This is a genomic window from Pseudomonas sp. DR208 (genome assembly GCF_019823005.1).
In the GTDB taxonomy this organism is placed as follows: Bacteria; Pseudomonadota; Gammaproteobacteria; order Pseudomonadales; family Pseudomonadaceae; genus Aquipseudomonas; species Aquipseudomonas extremorientalis.
In genome coordinates, this window is record NZ_CP081944.1 from 4378386 (window position 1) to 4400617 (window position 22232).

Below are 22232 nucleotides of genomic sequence, written 5' to 3' on the forward strand. Positions count from 1 at the left end.
TGCAGCCCTCTTCTAGCGCACGGCCGACTTGGCGGCGCGCAGCACACGGTCAGACAACTCACCCGGCCCCAAGGCGCGGGCCAGGGCCAGACCACCGATCATCAGCGCCATGTCAGCCAGGGCTTTGTCGGTGTCTTCGGGGCTGGCAGCCAACTGCGCAGCCATCAGCTCACAGTGCTCGTTCAACGCCTGGCGGAACTCATCCGGCAGGCGGCTCATCTCGCCGACCGTGGCGGGAATCGGGCAAGCCTGGGCAGTGGAGTCGCGGTGCTTGCGCGACAGGTAGAACGCCGCCACCAGGCTTCTGCGCTCCTCTCCGGTCAGCTGTGAGTCCATGTCATCAATCGACGCTCGACGCTTGGCCAGCAACTGGGTGAAGGCCTCCAGCATCAGCGCATCCTTGCTTTCGAAGTGCGCGTAGAAACCACCGACGGTCAGCCCCGCCGCGCCCATCACTTCGCCCACACTCGGTTCAGCCGGGCCACGCTGGATCAGCGCGGCGCTGGCGGCCTGCAAAATGCGTTCGCGGGTTTGCGCTTTTTTATCGCTCATCATCGCCTCCGATGTTCATGGGTTGAATATTATTACCATAATAATATTTGGCAAGCGACGGGCATGACCGCTGGTCAGAAGAAAAGTAGGAAAGGAAAAAGAATTGGCCAAACGCCAGACAAACAAAAGGGCCATTCAATAATTGAATGACCCTTAAAAATCCCGCAGAGCGGGTAATCGTGGCGTCCCCTAGGGGACTCGAACCCCTGTTACCGCCGTGAAAGGGCGGTGTCCTAGGCCACTAGACGAAGGGGACACAAACCTTCTGTACACTGATCAGGCTGAGACTGATCGATCCAAGGACGGTGTGGCCGGAACCTTGGAACTGTAAATTGGTGGAGCTAAACGGGATCGAACCGTTGACCTCTTGCATGCCATGCAAGCGCTCTCCCAGCTGAGCTATAGCCCCGGATTTTTCGTCTCGCGACGCAGCAGACCTTTCGAACTGCTTGGTGAAACTGGCGTCCCCTAGGGGACTCGAACCCCTGTTACCGCCGTGAAAGGGCGGTGTCCTAGGCCACTAGACGAAGGGGACAAAACCTTCTGTACATCTGATCAGCGCTGAGAACTGATCGATTCAAGGACGGTGTGGCCAGACCTTGAACCTGTAAATTGGTGGAGCTAAACGGGATCGAACCGTTGACCTCTTGCATGCCATGCAAGCGCTCTCCCAGCTGAGCTATAGCCCCTCATCGGTGAGGACGGGGCGAATCTTAATGGCGGTTTGGAAACGTGTCAAATTTATTTTCAACAATTTCCAAAATTTTTTGCCGGGATAACAATCACTTACCAGCGAAACCCCGGAAAACCGGGGTTTCGTCGTTTCAACCGTGTGCTCAGGCGATGGCGCCCAGCAGCTTTTCCCACTCTTTGTTTTCTTTCTTCGATACACCACCAAGCAAATCAAGGGCTTGGCGCAGGCGGAAACGGGTCAGGTCCGGGCCGAGGATTTCCATCGCATCAAGCACCGACACGGAACTGGCCTGCCCGGTGATCGCGGCAAACATCAGCGGCATGGCATCACGCAATTTCAATTCCAGGGACTCCACCACCGCCTGGATCGTGGCAGTGATCGCATCCTTCTCCCACTGGCGCAGGCTTTCGAGCTTCCACAGGATCAACTGCATCAGTTGGCGAACCTGGTCGCCCGAGAGTTTCTTGGATTCAAACAGCTTGGCATCCGGGTTCACGCCTCCGGCAAAGAAGAAGTTGGCCAACGGTGCGACCTGGCTGAACGTCTCCACCCTGCCCTGCACCAGCGGCGCGATCTTCATCATGTACTCGGGGTTCAACGCCCACTGCTGCACACGGCTGGCGAACTCTTCCACCGGCAGATCACGCAGCCACTGGCCGTTGAGCCACGACAGCTTCTCGATGTCGAAGATCGGCCCGCCCAGTGACACGCGGGACAGGTCGAAATTATCGACCATTTCCTGCAGCGAGAACTTCTCGCGCTCGTCCGGCATCGACCAGCCCATGCGGCCCAGGTAGTTGAGCATCGCTTCCGGCATGAAGCCCATGCGCTCGTAGAAGGTCACCGAGGTCGGGTTCTTGCGCTTGGACAGCTTGCTCTTGTCCGGGTTACGCAACAGCGGCATGTAGCACAGCTGCGGTTGTTCCCAGCCGAAGTACTCGTAGAGCAGGATCAGCTTCGGCGCCGACGGCAGCCATTCTTCGCCGCGCAATACGTGGGTGATGCCCATCAGGTGGTCATCGACCACGTTGGCCAGGAAGTACGTCGGCAGGCCGTCGGTCTTCATCAGCACCTGCATGTCCATGCGGTCCCACGGGATCTCGACGTCACCGCGCAGCATGTCCGGCACCACGCACACGCCTTCGCTCGGCACCTTCATGCGGATCACGTGAGGCTCGCCAGCGGCCAGGCGACGGGCCACTTCTTCTTTCGACAGCAGCAGCGCGCGGCCATCGTAGCGCGGGGTTTCGCCGCGGGCCTGTTGCTCGGCGCGCATCTGGTCCAGTTCTTCTGCGGTGCAGAAGCACGGGAACGCATGGCCCATGTCGACCAGTTGCTGGGTGTATTGCTTGTAGATATCGCTACGCTCGCTCTGGCGATACGGGCCATGCGGTCCGCCAACGTCCGGACCTTCCGCCCAGGTAATGCCCAGCCAGCGCAAGGCATCGAAAATCTGCTGTTCCGACTCACGGGTGGAGCGCAGTTGGTCGGTGTCTTCGATCCGCAGGATGAATTCACCGCCGTGCTGCTTGGCAAAGCAGTAGTTGAACAAGGCGATGTAAGCAGTGCCGACGTGGGGATCCCCAGTAGGCGATGGCGCGATGCGCGTGCGGACGGTGGTCATGGCAGGTCTCGAATGGGCGATAAAACTGAAAATTGAAACAAGGGGCGAATGGTAACAGCCTGGGGGATTTCTGGAAAACCGAGGCGCGGCTATCGGGGGCAAGCCCCCTCCCACAGTCGATATGTGAACACCGTCAAATGTGGGAGGGGGCTTGCCCCCGATGAAACCACCACCAATCAAACGGCCAGCAAGCGCTCGCGCAACTTGCCAATCTCATCCCGCGTCTGCGCCGCCGCCTCGAACTCCAGGTCACGCGCCAGCTGGTACATCTTCTCTTCCAGTTGCCGAATCCGCTTGGTGATCTCACTCGGCGAGCGCAGTTCGTTCTCGTACTTGGCACTCTCCTCGGCAGCCTTGGCCATGCCCTTGCGCTTCTTGCTGCGCGAGCCTGGCACGGTGGCGCCTTCCATGATGTCGGCGACGTCCTTGAACACGCCTTTGGGCGTGATGCCATTTTCCAGATTGAACGCGATCTGCTTGTCGCGACGGCGCTGGGTCTCGCCAATCGCCCGCTCCATGGAACCGGTGATGCGGTCCGCGTACAGGATCGCCCGGCCATTGAGGTTACGCGCGGCACGGCCGATGGTCTGGATCAGCGAGCGCTCCGAACGCAGGAAGCCCTCCTTGTCCGCATCGAGGATCGCCACCAGCGACACTTCCGGCATGTCCAGGCCTTCGCGCAGCAGGTTGATCCCCACCAGCACATCGAAGGTGCCCAGGCGCAGGTCGCGGATGATTTCCACGCGTTCCACGGTGTCGATGTCCGAGTGCAGGTAGCGCACGCGCACGCCGTGGTCGGCCAGGTAGTCGGTCAAGTCTTCGGACATGCGCTTGGTCAGCGTGGTGACCAGCACCCGCTCATCCAGGGCCACGCGCTTGGTGATTTCCGACAGCAAGTCGTCGACCTGGGTCAACGCCGGGCGGATTTCGATTTCCGGGTCGACCAGGCCGGTCGGCCGCACCAATTGCTCGATCACACGGCCGGCATGCTCGGCCTCATAGTTGCCCGGCGTGGCGGACACAAAAATAGTCTGCGGGCTGATGGCTTCCCACTCATCAAAGCGCATCGGCCGGTTATCCAGCGCCGACGGCAGGCGGAAACCGTATTCCACCAAGGTTTCCTTACGCGACCGGTCGCCCTTATACATCGCGCCGACCTGCGGCACGCTGACGTGGGATTCGTCGATCACCAGCAATGCATCCGGCGGCAGGTAATCGTAGAGCGTCGGCGGCGGCGCCCCGGACTCGCGCCCCGACAGGTAGCGCGAGTAGTTTTCGATGCCGTTGCAGTAGCCCAGCTCCAGGATCATCTCCAGGTCGAAACGGGTGCGCTGTTCCAGGCGCTGGGCTTCCACCAGCTTGTTGTTGGAACGCAGGTACTCCAGGCGCTCGGCCAACTCGGTCTTGATGCCTTCGATAGCGCCCATCAGGGTTTCACGCGGGGTCACGTAGTGGCTTTTCGGATAGAACGTGAAGCGCGGCAGCTTGCGGATCACCTCGCCGGTCAACGGGTCGAAGGCCGACAGGCTCTCGACCTCATCGTCGAACAACTCGATGCGGATCGCTTCCAGGTCGGATTCGGCCGGGTAGATGTCGATCACATCGCCGCGCACCCGGAAGGTGGCGCGGGCAAAGTCCATGTCGTTGCGCGTGTATTGCAGGCTGGCCAGGCGACGCAACAGTTCGCGCTGGTCGAGTTTGTCGCCGCGGTCGACGTGCAGCACCATCTTCAAATAGGTTTCCGGGCTGCCCAGGCCGTAGATGCACGACACCGTGGTGACGATGATCGCGTCCTTGCGCTCCAGCAGCGCCTTGGTCGCCGACAATCGCATCTGCTCGATGTGGTCGTTGATCGACGCATCCTTCTCGATAAAGGTATCGGAGGACGGCACGTAGGCTTCGGGCTGGTAGTAGTCGTAGTAGGAAACGAAGTACTCCACCGCGTTGTTCGGGAAGAACGCCTTGAACTCACCATAGAGCTGCGCGGCCAGGGTCTTGTTCGGCGCCAGCACCAGGGTAGGACGATTGATCTGCGCGATCACGTTGGCGATGCTGAAGGTCTTGCCCGAACCGGTCACCCCGAGCAGCGTCTGGTGGGCCAGGCCGGCCTCGATGCCTTCGACCATCTGGCGAATGGCTTCCGGCTGATCGCCGGCGGGTTCAAAACGGGTGACGAGTTGGAAATCCGACATAACGTACCTCGTGAAGTCACCCCAGACTCGAAACCGCCAGGGACGAAATAGCTCGGCAACCCGCGAATGATCATCGCAGGTTGCAGGAAAAAACCATGATAGCTGTAGAAGTGGTGCCGAATGTGACGGGTTTCAAGACCATCGTCCTACGTGCCGTGCCGGATCAATGTTGCAATAAGACTAACGGTCAGCAAATAAACCGAAAAACTTGGCCGAAAAGCCATTTCGGCTGTCGCCCTCGACGGTGATGGCCTCTATACTAGCTCCCCGTTTGTGCACCGCTCTAGTGCATTCGGCTGGAGCGCGACACGTCCCTCCTACCCCCCATAGAGCTGCCGCAAAAATGAGCCTGTTCTCCGCTGTCGAAATGGCACCACGCGACCCTATCCTGGGCCTCAACGAAGCATTCAACGCCGATACACGAACCACCAAGGTCAACCTTGGCGTGGGCGTTTACTGCAACGAGGAGGGGAAGATTCCACTCTTGCGTGCCGTTGCCGAAGCGGAAGCCATTCGCGTGGCGCAACACGCCGCCCGTGGCTACCTGCCGATCGATGGCATCGCAGCCTACGATAAGGCTGTGCAAACCCTGCTGTTCGGCGCTGAATCGCCACTGCTCAGCGCTGGTCGCGTCACCACCGTACAAGCGGTCGGCGGCACTGGCGCGCTGAAGCTGGGGGCTGACTTCCTCAAGCAACTGCTGCCCAACGCCGTCGTCGCCATCAGCGACCCGAGCTGGGAAAACCACCGCGCGCTGTTCGAAACCGCCGGCTTCCCGGTGCAGAACTACCGCTACTACGACGCCTCCACCCATGACGTGAACCGCGCCGGCCTGCTCGAAGACCTCAACGCCCTGCCGCCGCAATCCATCGTGGTGCTGCACGCCTGCTGCCACAACCCGACCGGCGTCGACCTGAGCCCGGCCGACTGGCAGAACGTGCTGGACGTGGTCAAGGCCAAGAACCTGGTGCCGTTCCTCGACATGGCCTACCAGGGCTTTGGCGACGGCATCCACGAAGACGCCGCCGCTGTGCGCCTGTTCGCTGAATCGGGCCTGACCTTCTTTGTGTCCAGCTCGTTCTCCAAGTCGTTCTCCCTGTACGGCGAACGCGTGGGCGCACTGTCCATCGTCGGCGAGTCCAAGGAAGAAAGCGCGCGCATCCTGTCCCAGGTCAAGCGTGTGATCCGCACCAACTACTCCAACCCGCCAACCCACGGTGCGGCCATCGTGGCAGCGGTGCTGAACAGCCCTGAGCTGCGCGCCCAGTGGGAAACCGAACTGGCTGAAATGCGCCTGCGCATCCGTGGCATGCGTGAGCAGATGGTCGCCACCCTGGCCAAGGCTGCTCCGGAGCACGACTTCAGCTTCGTCGGCCGCCAGCGCGGGATGTTCTCCTACTCCGGCCTGACCGTTGAGCAAGTTACCCGCCTGCGCAGCGAATTCGGCATCTACGCACTGGATACCGGTCGTATCTGTGTGGCGGCGTTGAACCAGTCGAACATTGATGCAGTCACAAAGGCAATCGTTCAGGTGCTGTAAACCTGTAGCCGTTGCACCAGAAGGGGAAGCCGATGGCTTCCCCTTTTTCGTCTCCAGCCCCTAGACTGAACCTCGACCGCCCCTTTGCTGTGAGTACCTTATGAGAAACGACGACCTAGACCTGCGTGCCGACCGCGACGAGCTGGACCACTTCCCCCCGCGTGCACCGCAAGCAAAGCGCCAGAAAAGCCTGGTACTGCAAGTGGCGCTCGGTGTATTCCTTGGCGGCCTGGCGCTGTGGCTGGTGCAGTTGGGCGCAACTGCAATCATGGCAAAACTGGCCATGGGCACCCTGCAATTCGGCGGCTGATACCAATCACAATCTAGGAAGCAACCAGATCGCGTTCCTCCAACAGCTTTACAAAGCTGTTGAGGCTCTGCGACACCGTCCCGCGCCGCCAGATCAGCCAGGTATTCAAAATCCGGAAGTTGTCCGTCAGCGGCCACACACTCACCGCCGCCGACCCCGGCATGCTCTCGAGCATGCTGCGCGGCATCAGCGCCAGCCCGGCGCCGGCACTGACGCAGGCGAGCATGCCGTGGTACGACTCAATCTCGAAGATCTTGCCCGGCACCGCGCCATCCTGTGAGAACCAGCGCTCAAAATGGTGCCGATACGAGCAGTTGGAGCGGAAGGTGTAGATGTTCTCGCCATTCACATCCTGCCCCCGGGTGATCGGCGCGTGATGCAGCGGCGCGATCACTACCATCTCTTCCTCGAATACCGCCACGCCTTCCAAGGTGGCATGCAGCACCGGCCCGTCGACAAACGCCGCCGCCAACCGCCCCGATAACACGCCTTCGATCATCGTGCCCGACGGCCCGGTGCTCAGGTCCAGCTCGACCTTGGTGTGTTTCTGGTTGTACGCCGCGAGCAACGCCGGGATACGCACCGCCGCCGTGCTCTCCAGCGAACCGAGGGCAAACGCACCCTGGGGCTCCTCCCCCGCCACTGTCGCACGGGCCTCCTGCACCAAGTCGAGGATGCGCCGCGCATAGCCGAGGAAGTTCCAGCCCGCCGGCGATAGACGCAAGCGGCTTTTCTCGCGGATAAACAATTGCACGCCCAGGTCCTGCTCCAGTTGCTTGATGCGCGTGGTCAGGTTCGACGGCACGCGGTGAATCAACTGCGCGGCGGCGCTGATGCTGCCTTGCTCGGCAACGGCCTTGAAGATTTCCAGCTGCACCAGGTCCAAGTCATTCTCCAATCGTGAATATATTGCTTAATATTATTCAGTTTCCAGAAAAGATATAGCCCCGTAGGCTGAACCCAACCTCATCATTCAGCAGGACGGTGCCATGAACGCGACTACCCACGCCCTCTCGATCAACCCGGCCAACGGCGAAACGGTCGGCAGCTACCCGTATGAAACCACGCAGCAACTGGATGCCGCCCTTGAGCGCGCCACCCTCGCCTTCCGCACCTGGCGCCGCCAGCCGGTCAGCCAGCGCGCCGAGTTGCTGCTGAGCCTGGCCAGCGCCCTGCGCGAACAAGCCGAAGACATGGCGCAGATGATCACCCTGGAAATGGGCAAACCCATCGCCCAGGCCCGTGCCGAAATCGAAAAATGCGCGCAGCTCAGCGAGTGGTATGCCGCCCACGGCCCGGCCATGCTCGCCCCGGAACCGACGCAGGTGGACAACGGCAGCGCCCAGATCGAATACCGCCCACTGGGTCCGATCTTCGCGGTGATGCCGTGGAACTTCCCGGTGTGGCAAGTGCTGCGCGGCGCCGTGCCGACCATGCTGGCCGGCAACACCTACGTGCTCAAACACGCACCCAACGTGATGGGCAGCGCTTACCTGATCCAGCAGGCGTTCCACACCGCCGGTTTTGCCAAAGGCCTGTTTGAAGTGGTCAACGTGACCAACGACGGTGTCTCCCAAGCCATCGCCGACCCACGCATCGCCGCCGTCACCCTCACCGGCAGCGTGCGCGCCGGTATCGCCATCGGCTCCCAAGCCGGTGCCGCATTGAAAAAATGCGTGCTGGAACTGGGCGGCTCCGACCCGTTCATCGTGCTCAACGACGCCGACCTCGATGCCGCCGTACAAGCCGCCCTGATCGGCCGTTTCCAGAACAGTGGCCAGGTCTGCGCCGCCGCCAAGCGCCTGATCATCGAGGAAGGCGTGGTGCAAGCCTTCACCGCCAAATTCCTCGAAGCCAGCCGCGCCCTGGTGATGGGCGACCCGACTTCAGCCACCACCTACATCGGCCCGATGGCCCGCTTCGACCTGCGCGACGAGCTGCATGGCCAGGTCCAGGCCACCCTGGAAGAAGGTGCGACCCTGCTGCTGGGCGGCCATAAAGTACCCGGCACCGGCAATTACTACGCGCCGACCGTACTGGCCAACGTCACCGACCAGATGACCTCGTTCAAACAGGAACTGTTCGGCCCCGTGGCCTCGATCATCACCGCCCGCGACGCCGACCACGCCGTGGCCCTGGCGAATGACAGCGAGTTCGGCCTCACCGCGAGCATCTTCACCCGCGACCCGGCGAAGGCGCGGGACATCGCCAATCAGCTGGAAACCGGCGGCATCTTCGTCAATGCCTTCAGTGTCTCCGACCCTCGGGTGGCGTTTGGCGGGATCAAGAAAAGCGGGTTCGGCCGCGAGTTGTCGCACTTCGGTGTCCGCGAATTCTGCAACGCGCAGACCGTGTGGCTGGATCGCACATAAATCAGAGCAGCGCCTGACCTGTGGCTCACTACAGGCATGCGGTGGCCTGAAATTGTTTATGCACGAATATGCCGCCGCACACACTGCACCAACCCCTCCAGCGCCTGCGACTTCACTGGCGCGAGCACACAGACCGTGTGTTCGCGCTGGTCCTCCTTCACCGTCAGGGTGTAATGCACCTGGCCCGGGTTACCGGGTGCGGGTTCACTGCTTTGCGGCAGTTGAAAGAAGTCGCACGCCTCGACCAACTGCCGCAACTCCTGCTGGTCCTGCTCGGGCAGGCTGTCCAGCTCAACCGTACGCGGCTTGGCCAGGCCCGGAAAAAAAGCAGGCCCGCCGTTTTCCTTCAGCGAAATTTGCATGGTTGCTCCTCACGTCAGACTGAAATACCGACCGCCTTCCAGCCCTCCTTGACCGCCTTCTGCTCATCCTTGTTCGCGCCGTAGAGGCGACCGGCAACATCGTAGGTAATGCGTGCAAAGCGCAAAAACCCTGAGTTCGGCCGCAACCGCGCATCACGCAACGCGTCGTACCAGATGCGCCCGGCACGTTCCCAGGCAAACCCGCCGATTTTCGTCGCCACCTGGTAAAACGCATGGTTGGGAATACCGGAATTGATATGCACCCCGCCATTGTCCTCGTAGGTCTGCACAAAATCATCCATGTGTCCGGGCTGAGGGTCCTTGCCCAGCAGCTTGTCGTCAAACGCGGTGCCGGGGGCTTTCATCGAGCGCAGCGCGGTGCCTTTGATCTTCTTGGTAAACAGCCCTTTGCCGATCAGCCAATCGGCGTCCTCGGCCTTTTGTTTCAACGAATATTGCTTGATCAACGAACCGAACACGTCCGACAACGACTCGTTCAACGCGCCGGACTGATTGAAATACATCAGCTTGGCCTCATCCTCGGTCACACCGTGGGCCAGCTCATGGCCAATCACGTCGAGGGCGACCGTGAAGCGGTTGAACAGCTCGCCGTCCCCATCCCCGAACACCATCTGGGTCGAGTTCCAGAACGCATTGTTGTAGTTCTGGCCAAAGTGCACGGTAGCGTCCAGGGCCATGCCGGCATCGTCGATGGAGTTGCGGTCGAAGACCTGATCGAAAAAGTCGAAGGTGGCACCCAGCCCATCATAGGCCTCGTCCACCGCCGCGTCGCCACTGACGGGCTGGCCTTCGCCACGGATGAGTTTGCCCGGCAGGCTGTCGCTGCCCTCGGCGCTGTAGATCGAGCGTCGCTTGTCGGCGCCCATGGCCAGCGCCAGGTGCGCCGGGCCCTTGGCGGGCACCGCGACCATGCGCAGCGAGCGGAAGGTGCTGTCCTTGGCGCGGGTACGCAGCGCGACATCCCGTTGCGCTTTGTCACCGTTACGCGCGATCTGGTCGAGCATATAGGGCGGGATCAGGCAGAAAATCGGGTTACGGTAATGGCGATCACACATGGGCTGGCTCCTTGTTGGCGTGTGCTGAACGTCCGGGTGACCGTTTGAGGATAGCCCCCAGGGGTTAGTGCGTATGATCAATTGTCATTAATCTATGTTGCAGTCGTGTTTATCCAAGGAGGACTGACCGATGCCCGCACGTAAAACCAAAATCGACCTCGCCTACCGCCCCCGGCTCGCCGACCTGCGCCCGTTGATCGCGCCGAGCCCCACGCTGCTGGAGGCCAGGGCAGCGACACCCCGCGTCACACCGGCCAAAGACTTGAAGGACCGAAGTGGCTACGCAGAAGACTTTCTCGGCAGCTTCGGGGTGCCCTGGCCCACACTGGAAGAAGCATTGGCGAGCGATGCCCAGAAGCGCCTGGACTACACGCACTTCTCCATAACGATGTCACGCGCCAAGCGCCTCGCGCTGTATGTGGGCGTCAACATCGACGGCGGCCAGCATGTGGACATCATCCGCAGCAACGACACCTGGGCCTACGATGGCCGCCTGCCGGTCGACGCCCAAGTCGGCGAAGCGCTCTACGCCGGCAATGGCCTGGACCGCGGCCACCTGGTGCGCCGCCAGGACCCCAATTGGGGCGACGTGGCGCAAACCGCCAACCTCGACACCTTCCACTTCACCAACTGCTCGCCGCAGATGAGCGGGTTCAACCAGAAGACCTGGCTGGAACTCGAAGACTACATCCTCGACAACACCCAACGCTGGAAAGCCCGGGCCACGGTGTTCAGCGGCCCGGTGTTCGCCGACGACGACCGCATTTACCGGGGCGTGCAGATCCCCAAGGCGTTCTGGAAGGTGGTCGCCTACCTGAGCGATGACGGCAAGCCTTCGGCCAGCGCCTACATGATCGATCAGAGCCGCGAACTGGGCCAATTGGATCTGGTATTCGGCCAACTGCGCACCTACCAGCGCAGCGTGATCCAGATCGAGCGCCTGACCGGCATCCGCTTCGGCAACCTGGCCGACTACGACGGCTTCAGCAACGAAGAACGCGCCACCGGCACGCGCATCGAAGCGCTGATCCAGGGGCCCGAGGACATTCGTCTCTGACCGGGCACGCCGTGGGCTATGTCGCCCCGCCTTAATCAACTACCATACCGCGCCGGTTCCCAAACGGGACTAATAGGGAATCCGAGGCGCGGTACACCCGCGCCAACCGGAACTGCCCCCGCAACTGTAGATGCCGAGCCTGCTCCTCGATGCCACTGGACCTCGTCCGGGAAGGCTGGAGCCTGGCGACGACGCATCAGTCAGGAGACCTGCCGGCCCAAGCTCAATCACTAACCGGCGGGGTGTCCGGGAAGGACATTCTTGCCTGTCGCTCCCCCGGAGCCCGAGAGTGAATTTCCGAATGGCACGTACGCTTCACTCGGAGATCGCCCCATGCTGCCACGCGTTACCGCCCTGCTCACAGGCGTTGGCTTCTGTGCCCTGGCCCAAGCCGCGCCCACTCACTACCCGCTGACGGTGGAAAACTGCGGCAGCCAGATCACCTTTGCGCAAGCTCCCGCCCGCAGCGTGACCATCGGCCAGGCCGCCACCGAGATGCTGTATGCCCTGGGCGTGGCCGATAAAGTGGTCGGCACCTCGCTGTGGTTCAACAGTGTATTGCCGCAGTACAAGGCACAGAACGATAAAATCGAGCGCCTGGCCAACAACGAACCGAGCTTCGAAGCCGTGATCGCCAAGCGCCCGCAACTGGTGGCCGCCGAGCTGGAATGGGTGGTCGGCGCGCAAGGTGTGGTCGGCACCCGCGAGCAGTTCCATGAACTGAAGATCCCCACCTACCTGCTGCCCTCCGACTGCGAAGGCAAGGACAACCTGGTGGGCGCCGACGGCACGCGGCTGGAGCCGTTTCGCATCGAGACTATCTATAAAAGCATCCGCCAACTGGCGCAGATATTCGACGTGCAGGAGCGCGGCCAGCAGCTGAACGACGAACTCAAGGCGCGCCTGGCCAAATCCGTCGCCACCGTGCAGGGCAAAGGCCTCAAGCAGGCCAGCGCGCTGGTGTGGTTCTCCAGTGCCGAGATGGCCAGCGATCCATACGTGGCCGGCCACAAGGGCATCCCCGAATTCATGCTGCAAACCCTGGGCATTTCCAACGTGGTGCAGTCCGATGAAGAGTGGCCCGCCGTGGGTTGGGAAACCATCGCCAAGGCCAACCCGACCTTCCTCGTCATCGCGCGCATGGACCGCCGCCGCTACCCGGCCGACGACCATGAAAAGAAACTCGCCTTCCTGCGCAGCGACCCGGTAACGCGCAACATGGACGCGGTGAAAAACAACCGCATCATCATCCTCGACGCCCTGGCGTTGCAGGCCAGCATCCGCATGTTCGACGGCCTTGAACAACTGGCCACGGCCATCGACGGCTACGACCTGCCAAAATGATGCGCACCCTGCTCGCCCTGGCCCTGCTCCTGGTTGCCGTCCTCGCCGGCGTGGCCATTGGTGAAACCGCCATCTCGCCACAGGTGGTGCTCCAGGTACTCGCCAACAAACTGTGGGGCGCCGGCTACGTGCTCGACCCCATCGATGAAGGCGTGGTGTGGAACTACCGCCTCACCCGCGCCCTGGTCGCCGCCGCCTGCGGTGCCGGGCTGGCCACCTGCGGGGTGATTTTGCAATCGCTGTTGCGCAACCCGCTGGCCGATCCCTACTTGCTGGGCATCAGCGCCGGCGCTTCGACCGGTGCGGTGCTGGTGGCGTTGATGGGTGTGGGCGGCGGCTTGGTGTCGTTGTCGGCGGGCGCGTTTATCGGCGCGATGGCGGCGTTTGCCCTGGTGATCCTGTTGGCGCGGGCCAGCGGTTCGGTCAGTGGCACCGGCCAGATCATCCTCGCCGGTATTGCCGGCTCGCAATTGTTCAATGCGCTCACCGCGTTCCTGATCACCAAGTCGGCCAGCTCCGAACAGGCGCGCGGCATCCTGTTCTGGCTGCTCGGCAATCTAAGCGGCGTGCGTTGGCCCTCGGTGTGGCTGGCGGTGCCGGTGGCGGTCGCCGGCTTGGCCGTGTGTCTGTGGCACCGCCGGGCGCTGGATGCGTTTACCTTTGGCAGCGACTCGGCGGCGTCACTCGGTATTCCGGTGCGCCGCGTGCAATTTGTGCTGGTGGGCTGCGCGGCGCTGGTGACGGCAGTGATGGTGTCGATTGTCGGCTCTATCGGCTTTGTCGGGCTGGTGATTCCCCATGCTGTGCGCCTGTTGCTTGGCACCGGGCATTCGCGGCTGTTGCCCGCCAGCGCCTTGGGTGGCGCGTTATTCCTGATTGCGGCGGATGTGCTGTCGCGCACGCTGATCAAGGGCCAGGTGATTCCGGTCGGCGTGGTCACCGCGCTGGTCGGTGCACCGGTGTTTGCGCTGATCCTGATCGGCCGGAGGAATGCGCGATGACGGTACTCAGTTGCAGCGGGTTGGGCTTCAAGGTGCGCGAGGCCGAGTTGCTGCGGGATGTTCATCTGGACGTGCAGTTGGGTGAAACCCTCGGCATCGTCGGCCCAAATGGCTCCGGCAAATCCACCTTGCTCAAGCTGTTGGCCGGGCTACGTGCACCAGCGTCCGGCGAAGTGCTGCTGGGCGGCCAGCGCCTGGGCACGCTGTCCCGCCGCGCCATCTCCCAGCAACTGGCCGTGGTGGAGCAACAGGCCGACACCGACGACGCCATCCGCGTATTCGACGCCGTGGCGCTGGGCCGTACGCCATGGTTGTCGGCGCTGAGCCCGTGGTCCAGCGAGGACGATGCCATCGTGCGCCAGGCCCTGCACGACGTCGACGCCACCCACCTGAGCCACCGCGCCTGGCGCAGCCTCTCGGGCGGTGAACGCCAGCGCGTGCACATCGCCCGCGCCTTGGCGCAACGGCCGCAGATTCTGTTGCTGGATGAGCCGACCAATCACCTGGATATCCAGCATCAGCTGGCGATCTTGAAGGGTGTGCAGGCGCTGCCCGTGACGACCTTGATTGCGCTGCATGACCTTAACCAGGCACTGACCTGTGACCGCCTGGCAGTGTTGGATCGCGGGCGGTTGGTGGCGCTGGGCAAACCGCTGCAAGTGCTGACGCCGCAGCGGTTGCACGAGACATTCGGCGTGCAGGCGCATTACCTGACGGACCCGTTTGATGGGGCGCAGATCCTGCGGCTGCGTTCCGCTTGATACTGGAATAGCGGTTTATCGTGGCGAGCGGGCTTGCCCCGCGTTGGGCTGCGAAGCAGCCCCAATAAGGCCGCTGCATTCCTCCAGGTCGAACTGGGGCGCAGGGTTTCAGGGCTGCTGCGCAGCCCAACGCGGGGCAAGCCCGCTCGCCACAACAGGCCTACAGGGACCGCTGCATATGCGTCGTCCGCCACACCGGGTCTGCTTCCACATCCACCACCTCGAACCCCTGCCGAACCCAGAACTCAATCGCCCCCGGCAAAAATGGGTGGGTATGCAGGTACATCACCTCAACCCCATCCGCCTGCGCCAGCGCTTCCAATGCGCGGTACAACTGCCTCGCCAGGCCAAAACGGCGACACCCTGGCGCTACGAACAAGCGCACCACTTCCACCGTCTTGCGGCCTTGGTAATCCAGCTGAGGGAAACGCCCGTCATAGGGCAGATAGCCAATAGCCGCGACGACCTGGCCTTGTTGGCGCACAATCAAGAAACGTCCGTCACCGTGAAGGTAGCTGGCCTCAAACTGCGCCAGATCAGCCGGTAGACCAGTTGTGCCGAGCTTGGGGAAGAGTTCGGCACGGGCCTGCAGAACAAAATCCAGCACGTCGGGAATATCGCCGGCGGTGACCACTTGAACGTCCATCATCCGACCATTCGCTCATAACGCAGGTAGCCATTGGAGTCAGTGCCCACACACACGAACCCCGCGCCCTCGTACAACCTGCGGGCGGGATTATCCGGGTGCACGCTCAAACGCCATCGGGTAAAACCCGCCCGCCCCGCTGCCAGCACATAGGCGTCCAACAGCACGCGGCCGATGCCCTGATGCCGGAATGCGGCGCCGACATTGATCGTGCTCAGTTCGGCAAAACCGTCCTCCGCAGCCCACAGCGAATATCCGGCGAACTGCCCGTCCCGCATCACTACGGTCATACGCTCAAAGTTATCGACCCAACGGGTCAGGTGACGCTCCATCTGGCGCCGCCATCCGACTAGGTGGGCCGGCTCCCATTGCTGGATGTAGCCCAGTTCGCCGCGGTAGATCGAAGGGAGGTCAGTCACTAGGGCCGGGCGCAATACCAGTGCCGTCATTTGTTATTCCCGAACATGGAAGTTAACTGCTTTCGGCGAGTCAAATAACGCTTGTACTCCTGCTGGTACTCGAGAATGGCCGTGGAGTCGCTACCAAAGGTAATAATCTCGGACAACTCCGACGACTCGGCATACGGCAAAATGGCATTAAGGGCCGCTTTTCTGGAATCCATAACGACGTAATTTCCAGAACTCAAGATATCGAGAATAAACACCGACAAACTCAACGAATCATGCACAGCACTCGTCTTGGACAGCGAGCCTTCTGACATAACACTTGCGACACTTTTTACGGTAGCGAATCGCGGCTCCGGCAAATCATTTTGCGAGTCACAATGATAAAAAATAAACGAAGGATTGCATTTCGATTTCGCCAGGACAGCCACCTGCGGCCCCGACTCGGTATTTGACTGGCTGATGTCCACGTCTATGGCGTCGGTTCTTTTAGCCTGAAAAATCACTGGGCACACCTTCAGCGTGCCCTGCACATCTTTCCACTCGAAAAGCAATGCGAAATCCCCGCCGGTTTTCTTCTCCCTTTTCTTGACCTGCAGCTCCAGCTTTTGAACATTAAGCTGAGCGCCCGATGCGGCAAAATATTTTTCATACCGAAGTTGCACAAGGTCAGCCTTGGAGGCCAGCAGTTGGATCAAGTGCCCGGAGAGTTGAACTTCAATGTTCTTCTTGGAGCAAACTTCTATAAATGCCAACTCCGCTTCTTGCACCACTTGAATAATGGCCCACATCTCAAATGAAACGAACGCAATCGGACAGGACAAGTAGTCTGTGTAATAGCGTGAAAAGTCACGCGTTTCATCCTTCAGCTCGCGCAAAAAAATCTTTCCCGGCTCAGCCGTGATACTAATCGAGCGACGTATGGCTTTTACTGTATGTTCTGCCAACTGCGGATGTTGGATATAGCAGTTCAAAAACGTGCGTGAACGTGGCGCTTTCAAAAAATCGACAACCACTCTATCCCACAGCACGCTTAGCTCATCGACGTCGAGCTCAATCCCTGATAGTTCGATGTTCCCCATTTCAACAGCCTCTGCGCGTACTTTAGTCTTCCAATCGGTTCCGCGAACTCAGGCCATCCATCTGTGCCGTAATCCACCGGCGACTATATTCCAGCACCTCGCCCCCCATCACCACCGGAAAATGAATAAACCCATGCGCCGCCTCCGGCAACAAATGCGCCTCAGCCCCCGGCCACCGCTCCGCGATCAACAGCGTGTCATCCTTCAGCGGGTCCAATTCCCCCACAAACATCAACGCAGGCGGCAGGCCCTCGAAGTCGCCATACAACGGTGACAACGGCGGCTGCCGACGCTCGTCATCACTCAACCCCGGGGTCAGCATGCGAAGCGCCTCGACCATGCCCGGGCCGTCCAGCAACAAGGTGTCCGGCCCCGCCGCGCGCACGCTTGGGGTGCCGGTAAGGTCGTAGACGCCGTAATACAACACCGCCCCGCATACGCGCTGGAGCAGTTGCGGCCATTGCTTCAACGCCAGCAATGTCGCCGCCGCCAAGTGCCCGCCGGCCGATTCGCCGACCACGAACACCGGCAGGCCGACAAATTCATCGGCCGTGAGCAACCAACGCGCCGCCGCCAGACAGTCATCCATCAGCCCTTGCACCGGCGTGTCCACCGCCAGCCGATAATCCACCGACACCACCGCCACCTCGCAGGCGTTGACCATGCCCAGGTTGAGGTCGTCATCCATCTGCGCATTGCCGATCACCCAACCGCCACCGTGGATATCCAGCACCACGCCCTTGGGCTTGCCGCTCGGCCGCAGGATGCGCACGGGTACGGAGTCGACCAGTTTGCATTCAGCAGCCGGCGCTTTCTTAAGCATTTGGCTGGTGCGCAACAGCGCCTGGATCAGGCGCGGTGTGACGCGATTACGGATCTTGAAGCGCGGCATCCAGGCCAGCTTCTGGTTGAAGCGGCGCATCTCGGCCAGTTCCGGGTCACTGGCGGGCCAGATTCTGTGGGCCATCAGCGGTTATTCCGCAGGATCGAAAAGTTCAGCGCCGCTGCCACGCACAGCCACGCCAGGTAGGGGAACAGGATCAAGCCGGTGATCAAATCCAGTTGCACCGCCAGTACCACCATGGTCGCCACGGTCAGCCACAGCACCGCAATAATCACCATCCCGGCCAGGATGCGATGGGCGCCGAAGAACACCGGCGTCCACAAGGTGTTCAACGCAATCTGCGCGGCCCACAAGGCCAGCACCATTTGGCTGCCCGGGATGAGGCTGAGGCGGTAACCGGCCCAGGCCAGTAAGAGATAGATGATCGTCCAGGCCACCGGGAACAGCCAGTTGGGTGGGGTGAAGCTGGGTTTGACCAGGGATTCGTACCAGGCTCCCGGCTTGAAGATAATGCCGGTACTGGCAGCGGCGGCGCAGGCGAGCAGGAAGATGAAGAAGGTCATGGACGGTCCTTGGCTGGGTATTTCAACTTTGACGCGTAGGACGCGGGTAAAAGTTCACTGCGATTCAGGGCATCACGATGTTCAGCCAAGGCCAGCGCGCCTGATAACTGCGGGCCTTCTGCACAAACAACGCCCGCTCAGGATGCAGTGGGTTGATGCGCAACACGCCCTGCTCCACATCTTCCAAGCCATAAGGCGCATACACCTCGCCCGTGGCAATCTCCAGGCCGATGCACGTGCCCGCCACCAGGTAACGGTCAATCCCCTGCCTGGCCGTGTGCAACTGCGGGTAAGGCCGGCCAAAGCGCTCGCCGTACCACAGATGCACCCGCGCCTGGTTCTTCACCTCGACGTTGACGCCCAGGTCCTGGAACAAGCGCTCGGCCGCACGGATCACTGCGTCTTCAGCCTCGTAGGACAGGTCGGTATCGAAGTAGAAAACGTCGTAGTCCTTTACGCCATGGGCCGCCGGCAAATTCGACTGATGATTCCACACCGCCTGGAACAGGCAGCCCGCCGTGAGAAAGCACTGGTCCACACCCAGGTCGGGCAGGCGCGCGGTGATTTCGGCGTTGATGGGGTTGGCCATGGCCAGGTTGAGCAAGGTTTCGACAGTCAATGTCATGGGCTCTCCGTTATCCGTGACGCGCTCGAACGGCAGAGGTTACACCACGGTGTGGAGGGTTTCGTGACAGCAGGATTTCTATACACTTTGCCGCGGGCTAAAAACCGGCCCCAATCGTCAAGGATAAAACGATGCGAATCACCACCATGGCCCTCGTTGCCACCAGCAGCCTGTTGCTAACCGCCTGCAGCGAGAGCCCTTCCGACACCGACATTCAAGCCGCCCTGCAACCCCGCCTGGAAGGGGCTTCCTGCATCAGCGCGCCGATGTTCAAAGACTTCCCCGTAACCCTGGGCGACAGCTTCACCCGCAGCGTGTCCAAGGGCAACGCACCGGCCTTCGATGCGCTGGTCGATGCAGGCCTGTTGGTCAAGAGCGACCAGACCTACACCCTCACCGAACCAGGTAAAGCCGCCCACGTGCCCCAGGCCTCCGGGTTCTGCTACGCCCAGGGCTATGAAATCGCCAGGGTCCAGAGCACCGAGGTCAACACTGACCAGATGGGACCGGCCGTGGAAAAATCCTGGCAGGTGACCGTGGACATCCGCCAGAAGCCCGTCGCCCCGTGGGCGAAAAACCCGGCGATTGAGAAACTCACGCGCCACCCGGAAAACCTCTCCGAAGCGCCAAAGACCTACCACGTGACCGTCGGCCGGGTGAAGGGTGAACCAGGGTTGCAGTTGATCGACCCGCGCTTTTCGATCTCACGCGGGATCAGCGTCAGCCAGGGCTTCTGATCTCAGCCCTTCAACTCACTAGCCCGATGCGCCGCCGCGTCGTCGTAAACCACATACAACGACTCGGCGACCTGGCTCTTGATGGCCTTGGTGGACTCGAGGCCCAGCACAAAACCCTCGGCCTTGCCGCCGGCGCGATTGAGTTCCTCAGGGGTGGCGGCGCCGGTGATGGCGTCGAACAGCTTGGTGGCGTGGGGGCCGACGCCCTTGGGCAGGCTGATCTGGTCGATGGACATGGGCGATACCTTAAAAGAGAGAATTCGGTAGCGCGTGGAACCACTGCCGGGGTGGCATGGTAGACCGGCTGGCACAGAAAGGCGCGGCTTTTGCGCATATCGCGCTCACCGAGCGGCCTTTTTTCATGACACTGCCCCACAACACCGTGATAGCGCTAAGCTGGATCCCCCACCCGCCCCGCAGGCCCTGCACCATGACGCTCTCCCCCGACTTCACCCCCTGGGCCTCCCTGCTCGGCGGCACACTGATCGGCCTCAGCGCCGGCCTGTTCATCCTGCTCAACGGGCGCATCGCCGGTATCAGCGGCCTGCTCGGCAGCCTGCTGGCCAAACACGCTGAAGGCCGCGCCGAAAAAGCCCTGTTCCTGCTAGGCCTGCTCGCCTCGCCCTGGCTGTGGTCACTGTTCGCCACCTTGCCCGGCGCGTCGATCCAGGCCGGTGGCGCCGCGCTGGTGCTGGCGGGGCTGCTGGTGGGCCTCGGCACCCGCTACGGCGCCGGCTGCACCAGTGGGCACGGGATCTGCGGGCTGTCACGCCTGTCGCTGCGCTCGCTGGTGGCGGTGGCGTGCTTCATGGGCAGCGGGTTTGCCACTGTCTACATCATCCGCCATCTGATGGGAGCCTGAGCGTGCGCAAACTGACCGCCTTGATCGCCGGCCTGCTCTTCGGCCTGGGGCTGTACCTCAGCGGCATGACCAACCCGGCCAAGGTGCTCGGGTTTCTCGACCTGGCCGGCGAATGGGACCCGTCCCTGGCGCTGGTCATGCTCGGCGCGCTCGCCGTCAGCAGCGTGTTCTTCTACGTCGCCAGGCAGCGCCGCACCGCGTTGATGGGCGCGCCGATACAGATGCCGACCAGGCGCACCCTCGACCGGCGGCTGGTGCTCGGCAGTGTGGTGTTTGGTGTCGGCTGGGGGATCGCCGGGCTGTGCCCCGGCCCGGCGGTGGCGTTGTTGCTGACCGGGCAATGGCAGGTGGGGGTGTTCGTGTTGGCGATGGCGCTGGGGATGTGGCTGTTTGAGCGGATTGAGGCGCGCAGGTTGGCCAAGGCTTGAGGCACGGGCAGGCGTTTGTGCTTTATCTCCACCCGCCTGCGGCCTACATTGAACGCCTTATCGATCAACCCCGAGGTCAGCCCCCATGGCACGCATCGTCCGGATTCACGCCTACGGCGACGCCAGCGTCTTGAAACTCGAAGACGTAGACGTCCCCGCCCCCGCCGCCGATGAGGTCCAAATCGACGTCAAAGCCTTCGGCCTCAACCGTGCCGAAGTGATGTTCCGCAACCACGCCTACCTGCAGGAAGCCGAATTCCCCAGCCGCCTGGGCTACGAAGCGGCCGGTGTGGTGATAGCGGTCGGCACCGGTGTCACCGACCTGCAGGTGGGCGACGCCGTCAGCGTCATCCCACCGCTGGACATCGCCCGCTGGGGCACCTATGGCGAAGTCGCCAACGTGCCCGCCCACCTCACCGTTAAACACCCGCAAAGCATCAGCTTTGTGCAAGCCGCCGCATGCTGGATGCAATACGTCACCGCCTGGGGCGCCCTGGTGGAACAGGCCAAACTGACCCAGGGCGACACCGTGCTGGTCACCGCCGCCTCCAGCAGCGTCGCCCTCGCCGCCTTCCAGATCGCCCGCAGCGTCGGCGCCACCGCCATCGGCGTGACCCGCACCCGTGCAAAAAAACAGGCGCTGCTGGATGCCGGCGCAGCGCACGTCATCGTCAGCGACGAAGAAAACCTGGCCGAACGCGTGATGCAACTCACCCACGACCAAGGCGCCCGCGTGGTGTTCGACCCCATCGGCGGGCCGGGCTTCGAAGCCCTCACCCAGAGCATGGCCCGAGGCGGCATCTTGCTGGAGTACGGCGCGCTGAGCTCGGAGCCGACGCCGTTTCCGTTGTTTACCGTGTTGGGCAAATGCTTGACGCTCAAAGGGTATCTGTACGCCGAAATCGTCGCCGACCCGGCGGCGTTGACGCGGGCCAAGGCGTTCATTCTGGACGGGCTGGCGTCGGGCGCGTTGGCGCCGGTGATTGCGAAGACATTTGCGTTGGATGAGGTGCAGGAGGCGCATCGGTTTTTGGAGGCGAACCAGCAGGTGGGGAAAATCGTGGTGACGGTGTGAGGGCGGTGTCCTAGGACAATTCCCAAAGCTGGGCAGTGGCTTGCCCGATTGCCTACGCGTGGGTCAGAATCCGCCGGCTTG

General features: G+C 61.9%; 24 protein-coding genes, 4 tRNA genes and 1 riboswitch. Of the genes, 11 read left to right on the forward strand and 17 right to left on the reverse strand.

Annotated features, from left to right (window positions below; all coding sequences use genetic code 11):
• Window positions 1-12: 12 nt before the first annotated feature.
• From K5K89_RS19635 to uvrB, 7 genes are all read right to left on the reverse strand, one after another.
• Entirely contained in the window at window positions 13-552 is a 540-nt protein-coding gene (locus K5K89_RS19635) for a TetR/AcrR family transcriptional regulator (protein WP_058426896.1), read from the reverse strand.
• 180 nt (window positions 553-732) lie between these two features.
• Window positions 733-808 (reverse strand) — tRNA-Glu (locus tag K5K89_RS19640).
• Window positions 809-885: 77 nt separating this feature from the next.
• Window positions 886-961, reverse strand: a tRNA-Ala gene (locus K5K89_RS19645).
• Window positions 962-1011: 50 nt separating this feature from the next.
• Window positions 1012-1087, reverse strand: a tRNA-Glu gene (locus K5K89_RS19650).
• A gap of 78 nt (window positions 1088-1165) precedes the next feature.
• Window positions 1166-1241 (reverse strand) — tRNA-Ala (locus tag K5K89_RS19655).
• Between the two features lie 147 nt (window positions 1242-1388).
• Complete coding sequence (gene gltX / locus K5K89_RS19660) at window positions 1389-2870, reverse strand: glutamate--tRNA ligase (protein WP_222540091.1); 1482 nt, start codon at window positions 2868-2870, stop codon at window positions 1389-1391.
• A gap of 176 nt (window positions 2871-3046) precedes the next feature.
• The gene (gene uvrB / locus K5K89_RS19665) at window positions 3047-5062 is read right to left on the reverse strand and encodes an excinuclease ABC subunit UvrB (RefSeq protein WP_071490114.1); all 2016 of its coding nucleotides are present in this window, start codon (window positions 5060-5062) and stop codon (window positions 3047-3049) included.
• Between the two features lie 343 nt (window positions 5063-5405).
• Between uvrB and K5K89_RS19670 the strand changes: the two genes are divergently transcribed.
• Entirely contained in the window at window positions 5406-6602 is a 1197-nt protein-coding gene (locus K5K89_RS19670; protein WP_222540092.1) for an amino acid aminotransferase, read from the forward strand.
• A 100-nt stretch (window positions 6603-6702) separates the two neighbouring features.
• A complete protein-coding gene (locus K5K89_RS19675; RefSeq protein WP_092250320.1) occupies window positions 6703-6912 on the forward strand; it encodes a hypothetical protein in 210 nt (69 codons plus the stop codon).
• Window positions 6913-6925: 13 nt separating this feature from the next.
• Here K5K89_RS19675 and ptrR read toward each other — a convergent pair whose 3' ends face one another.
• A complete protein-coding gene (gene ptrR / locus K5K89_RS19680) occupies window positions 6926-7798 on the reverse strand; it encodes a putrescine utilization regulator PtrR (RefSeq protein WP_222540093.1) in 873 nt (290 codons plus the stop codon).
• 103 nt (window positions 7799-7901) lie between these two features.
• Between ptrR and K5K89_RS19685 the strand changes: the two genes are divergently transcribed.
• Window positions 7902-9284 (forward strand): aldehyde dehydrogenase family protein, encoded by a 1383-nt coding sequence (locus K5K89_RS19685; RefSeq protein WP_222540094.1) that lies wholly within the window; start codon window positions 7902-7904, stop codon window positions 9282-9284.
• A 56-nt stretch (window positions 9285-9340) separates the two neighbouring features.
• Here the strand turns inward: K5K89_RS19685 and K5K89_RS19690 are convergent, their stop codons facing one another.
• Together K5K89_RS19690 and K5K89_RS19695 are read right to left on the reverse strand one after the other, a co-directional pair.
• Entirely contained in the window at window positions 9341-9646 is a 306-nt protein-coding gene (locus tag K5K89_RS19690) for a protealysin inhibitor emfourin (protein WP_071490119.1), read from the reverse strand.
• A 14-nt stretch (window positions 9647-9660) separates the two neighbouring features.
• Window positions 9661-10722 (reverse strand): M4 family metallopeptidase, encoded by a 1062-nt coding sequence (locus K5K89_RS19695; RefSeq protein ID WP_071490120.1) that lies wholly within the window; start codon window positions 10720-10722, stop codon window positions 9661-9663.
• A gap of 130 nt (window positions 10723-10852) precedes the next feature.
• Between K5K89_RS19695 and K5K89_RS19700 the strand changes: the two genes are divergently transcribed.
• The 4 genes from K5K89_RS19700 (at window position 10853) to K5K89_RS19715 (ending at window position 14885) form a co-directional block, all read left to right on the forward strand.
• The gene (locus K5K89_RS19700) at window positions 10853-11779 is read left to right on the forward strand and encodes a DNA/RNA non-specific endonuclease (protein ID WP_071490121.1); all 927 of its coding nucleotides are present in this window, start codon (window positions 10853-10855) and stop codon (window positions 11777-11779) included.
• Window positions 11780-11815: 36 nt separating this feature from the next.
• Window positions 11816-12011, forward strand: a riboswitch (cobalamin riboswitch).
• 101 nt (window positions 12012-12112) lie between these two features.
• On the forward strand, window positions 12113-13123 hold the full coding sequence (locus K5K89_RS19705; RefSeq protein WP_222540095.1) for an ABC transporter substrate-binding protein: 1011 nt from the start codon (window positions 12113-12115) through the stop codon (window positions 13121-13123).
• Window positions 13120-14124 (forward strand): FecCD family ABC transporter permease, encoded by a 1005-nt coding sequence (locus K5K89_RS19710; protein WP_092250303.1) that lies wholly within the window; start codon window positions 13120-13122, stop codon window positions 14122-14124. The genes K5K89_RS19705 and K5K89_RS19710 overlap by 4 nt, the downstream gene beginning before the upstream one ends.
• Window positions 14121-14885, forward strand: coding sequence for an ABC transporter ATP-binding protein (locus tag K5K89_RS19715; RefSeq protein ID WP_222540096.1), 765 nt, complete (start codon window positions 14121-14123; stop codon window positions 14883-14885). Before K5K89_RS19710 ends, K5K89_RS19715 begins: the two co-directional genes overlap by 4 nt.
• A 160-nt stretch (window positions 14886-15045) precedes the next feature.
• On the opposite strand, the gene K5K89_RS19720 is transcribed toward K5K89_RS19715, so the two are convergent.
• The 6 genes from K5K89_RS19720 to K5K89_RS19745 form a co-directional block, all read right to left on the reverse strand.
• Window positions 15046-15534, reverse strand: a complete 489-nt coding sequence (locus K5K89_RS19720) for a GNAT family N-acetyltransferase (RefSeq protein WP_409996278.1) — start codon at window positions 15532-15534, stop codon at window positions 15046-15048.
• Window positions 15531-15950: a GNAT family N-acetyltransferase gene (locus tag K5K89_RS19725; RefSeq protein WP_261400713.1), complete on the reverse strand. Its 420-nt coding sequence runs from the start codon at window positions 15948-15950 to the stop codon at window positions 15531-15533. Before K5K89_RS19725 ends, K5K89_RS19720 begins: the two co-directional genes overlap by 4 nt.
• Before the next feature lie 26 nt (window positions 15951-15976).
• Window positions 15977-17017, reverse strand: coding sequence for a hypothetical protein (locus tag K5K89_RS19730; RefSeq protein ID WP_222540098.1), 1041 nt, complete (start codon window positions 17015-17017; stop codon window positions 15977-15979).
• Between the two features lie 22 nt (window positions 17018-17039).
• Window positions 17040-17984, reverse strand: coding sequence for an alpha/beta hydrolase fold domain-containing protein (locus K5K89_RS19735; protein ID WP_222540099.1), 945 nt, complete (start codon window positions 17982-17984; stop codon window positions 17040-17042).
• Window positions 17984-18424, reverse strand: coding sequence for a tryptophan-rich sensory protein TspO (gene tspO / locus K5K89_RS19740; protein WP_222540100.1), 441 nt, complete (start codon window positions 18422-18424; stop codon window positions 17984-17986). The genes K5K89_RS19735 and tspO overlap by 1 nt, the downstream gene beginning before the upstream one ends.
• A 64-nt stretch (window positions 18425-18488) precedes the next feature.
• A complete protein-coding gene (locus K5K89_RS19745) occupies window positions 18489-19049 on the reverse strand; it encodes a nucleotidyltransferase family protein (RefSeq protein WP_092250294.1) in 561 nt (186 codons plus the stop codon).
• Between the two features lie 131 nt (window positions 19050-19180).
• Here K5K89_RS19745 and K5K89_RS19750 point away from each other — a divergent pair, with 131 nt between their 5' ends.
• Window positions 19181-19786, forward strand: coding sequence for a hypothetical protein (locus K5K89_RS19750; protein ID WP_071490129.1), 606 nt, complete (start codon window positions 19181-19183; stop codon window positions 19784-19786).
• A 2-nt stretch (window positions 19787-19788) separates the two neighbouring features.
• Here K5K89_RS19750 and K5K89_RS19755 read toward each other — a convergent pair whose 3' ends face one another.
• Window positions 19789-20022, reverse strand: a complete 234-nt coding sequence (locus K5K89_RS19755) for a hypothetical protein (protein ID WP_058425621.1) — start codon at window positions 20020-20022, stop codon at window positions 19789-19791.
• A gap of 194 nt (window positions 20023-20216) precedes the next feature.
• On the opposite strand from K5K89_RS19755, the gene K5K89_RS19760 reads away from it, so the two are divergent.
• The 3 genes from K5K89_RS19760 to K5K89_RS19770 all read left to right on the forward strand — a co-directional run bounded on the left by K5K89_RS19760 (window position 20217) and on the right by K5K89_RS19770 (window position 22151).
• Entirely contained in the window at window positions 20217-20648 is a 432-nt protein-coding gene (locus tag K5K89_RS19760) for a YeeE/YedE family protein (RefSeq protein WP_222540101.1), read from the forward strand.
• Between the two features lie 2 nt (window positions 20649-20650).
• Entirely contained in the window at window positions 20651-21076 is a 426-nt protein-coding gene (locus K5K89_RS19765; protein ID WP_222540102.1) for a DUF6691 family protein, read from the forward strand.
• 85 nt (window positions 21077-21161) lie between these two features.
• Window positions 21162-22151, forward strand: coding sequence for a zinc-dependent alcohol dehydrogenase family protein (locus tag K5K89_RS19770; RefSeq protein WP_222540103.1), 990 nt, complete (start codon window positions 21162-21164; stop codon window positions 22149-22151).
• Window positions 22152-22232: the final 81 nt, after the last annotated feature.

What these genes read in the sequence shown, in the direction of transcription:
- K5K89_RS19635 (WP_058426896.1), bottom strand. Translation starts at nt 552, where the DNA reads ATGAGCGATAAAAAAGCGCAAACCCGCGAACGCATTTTGCAGGCCGCC.
- gltX (WP_222540091.1), bottom strand. Translation starts at nt 2,870, where the DNA reads ATGACCACCGTCCGCACGCGCATCGCGCCATCGCCTACTGGGGATCCC.
- uvrB (WP_071490114.1), bottom strand. Translation starts at nt 5,062, where the DNA reads ATGTCGGATTTCCAACTCGTCACCCGTTTTGAACCCGCCGGCGATCAG.
- K5K89_RS19670 (WP_222540092.1), top strand. Translation starts at nt 5,406, where the DNA reads ATGAGCCTGTTCTCCGCTGTCGAAATGGCACCACGCGACCCTATCCTG.
- K5K89_RS19675 (WP_092250320.1), top strand. Translation starts at nt 6,703, where the DNA reads ATGAGAAACGACGACCTAGACCTGCGTGCCGACCGCGACGAGCTGGAC.
- K5K89_RS19685 (WP_222540094.1), top strand. Translation starts at nt 7,902, where the DNA reads ATGAACGCGACTACCCACGCCCTCTCGATCAACCCGGCCAACGGCGAA.
- K5K89_RS19690 (WP_071490119.1), bottom strand. Translation starts at nt 9,646, where the DNA reads ATGCAAATTTCGCTGAAGGAAAACGGCGGGCCTGCTTTTTTTCCGGGC.
- K5K89_RS19695 (WP_071490120.1), bottom strand. Translation starts at nt 10,722, where the DNA reads ATGTGTGATCGCCATTACCGTAACCCGATTTTCTGCCTGATCCCGCCC.
- K5K89_RS19700 (WP_071490121.1), top strand. Translation starts at nt 10,853, where the DNA reads ATGCCCGCACGTAAAACCAAAATCGACCTCGCCTACCGCCCCCGGCTC.
- K5K89_RS19705 (WP_222540095.1), top strand. Translation starts at nt 12,113, where the DNA reads ATGCTGCCACGCGTTACCGCCCTGCTCACAGGCGTTGGCTTCTGTGCC.
- K5K89_RS19710 (WP_092250303.1), top strand. Translation starts at nt 13,120, where the DNA reads ATGATGCGCACCCTGCTCGCCCTGGCCCTGCTCCTGGTTGCCGTCCTC.
- K5K89_RS19715 (WP_222540096.1), top strand. Translation starts at nt 14,121, where the DNA reads ATGACGGTACTCAGTTGCAGCGGGTTGGGCTTCAAGGTGCGCGAGGCC.
- K5K89_RS19720 (WP_409996278.1), bottom strand. Translation starts at nt 15,534, where the DNA reads ATGATGGACGTTCAAGTGGTCACCGCCGGCGATATTCCCGACGTGCTG.
- K5K89_RS19730 (WP_222540098.1), bottom strand. Translation starts at nt 17,017, where the DNA reads ATGGGGAACATCGAACTATCAGGGATTGAGCTCGACGTCGATGAGCTA.
- K5K89_RS19735 (WP_222540099.1), bottom strand. Translation starts at nt 17,984, where the DNA reads ATGGCCCACAGAATCTGGCCCGCCAGTGACCCGGAACTGGCCGAGATG.
- tspO (WP_222540100.1), bottom strand. Translation starts at nt 18,424, where the DNA reads ATGACCTTCTTCATCTTCCTGCTCGCCTGCGCCGCCGCTGCCAGTACC.
- K5K89_RS19745 (WP_092250294.1), bottom strand. Translation starts at nt 19,049, where the DNA reads ATGACATTGACTGTCGAAACCTTGCTCAACCTGGCCATGGCCAACCCC.
- K5K89_RS19750 (WP_071490129.1), top strand. Translation starts at nt 19,181, where the DNA reads ATGCGAATCACCACCATGGCCCTCGTTGCCACCAGCAGCCTGTTGCTA.
- K5K89_RS19755 (WP_058425621.1), bottom strand. Translation starts at nt 20,022, where the DNA reads ATGTCCATCGACCAGATCAGCCTGCCCAAGGGCGTCGGCCCCCACGCC.
- K5K89_RS19760 (WP_222540101.1), top strand. Translation starts at nt 20,217, where the DNA reads ATGACGCTCTCCCCCGACTTCACCCCCTGGGCCTCCCTGCTCGGCGGC.
- K5K89_RS19770 (WP_222540103.1), top strand. Translation starts at nt 21,162, where the DNA reads ATGGCACGCATCGTCCGGATTCACGCCTACGGCGACGCCAGCGTCTTG.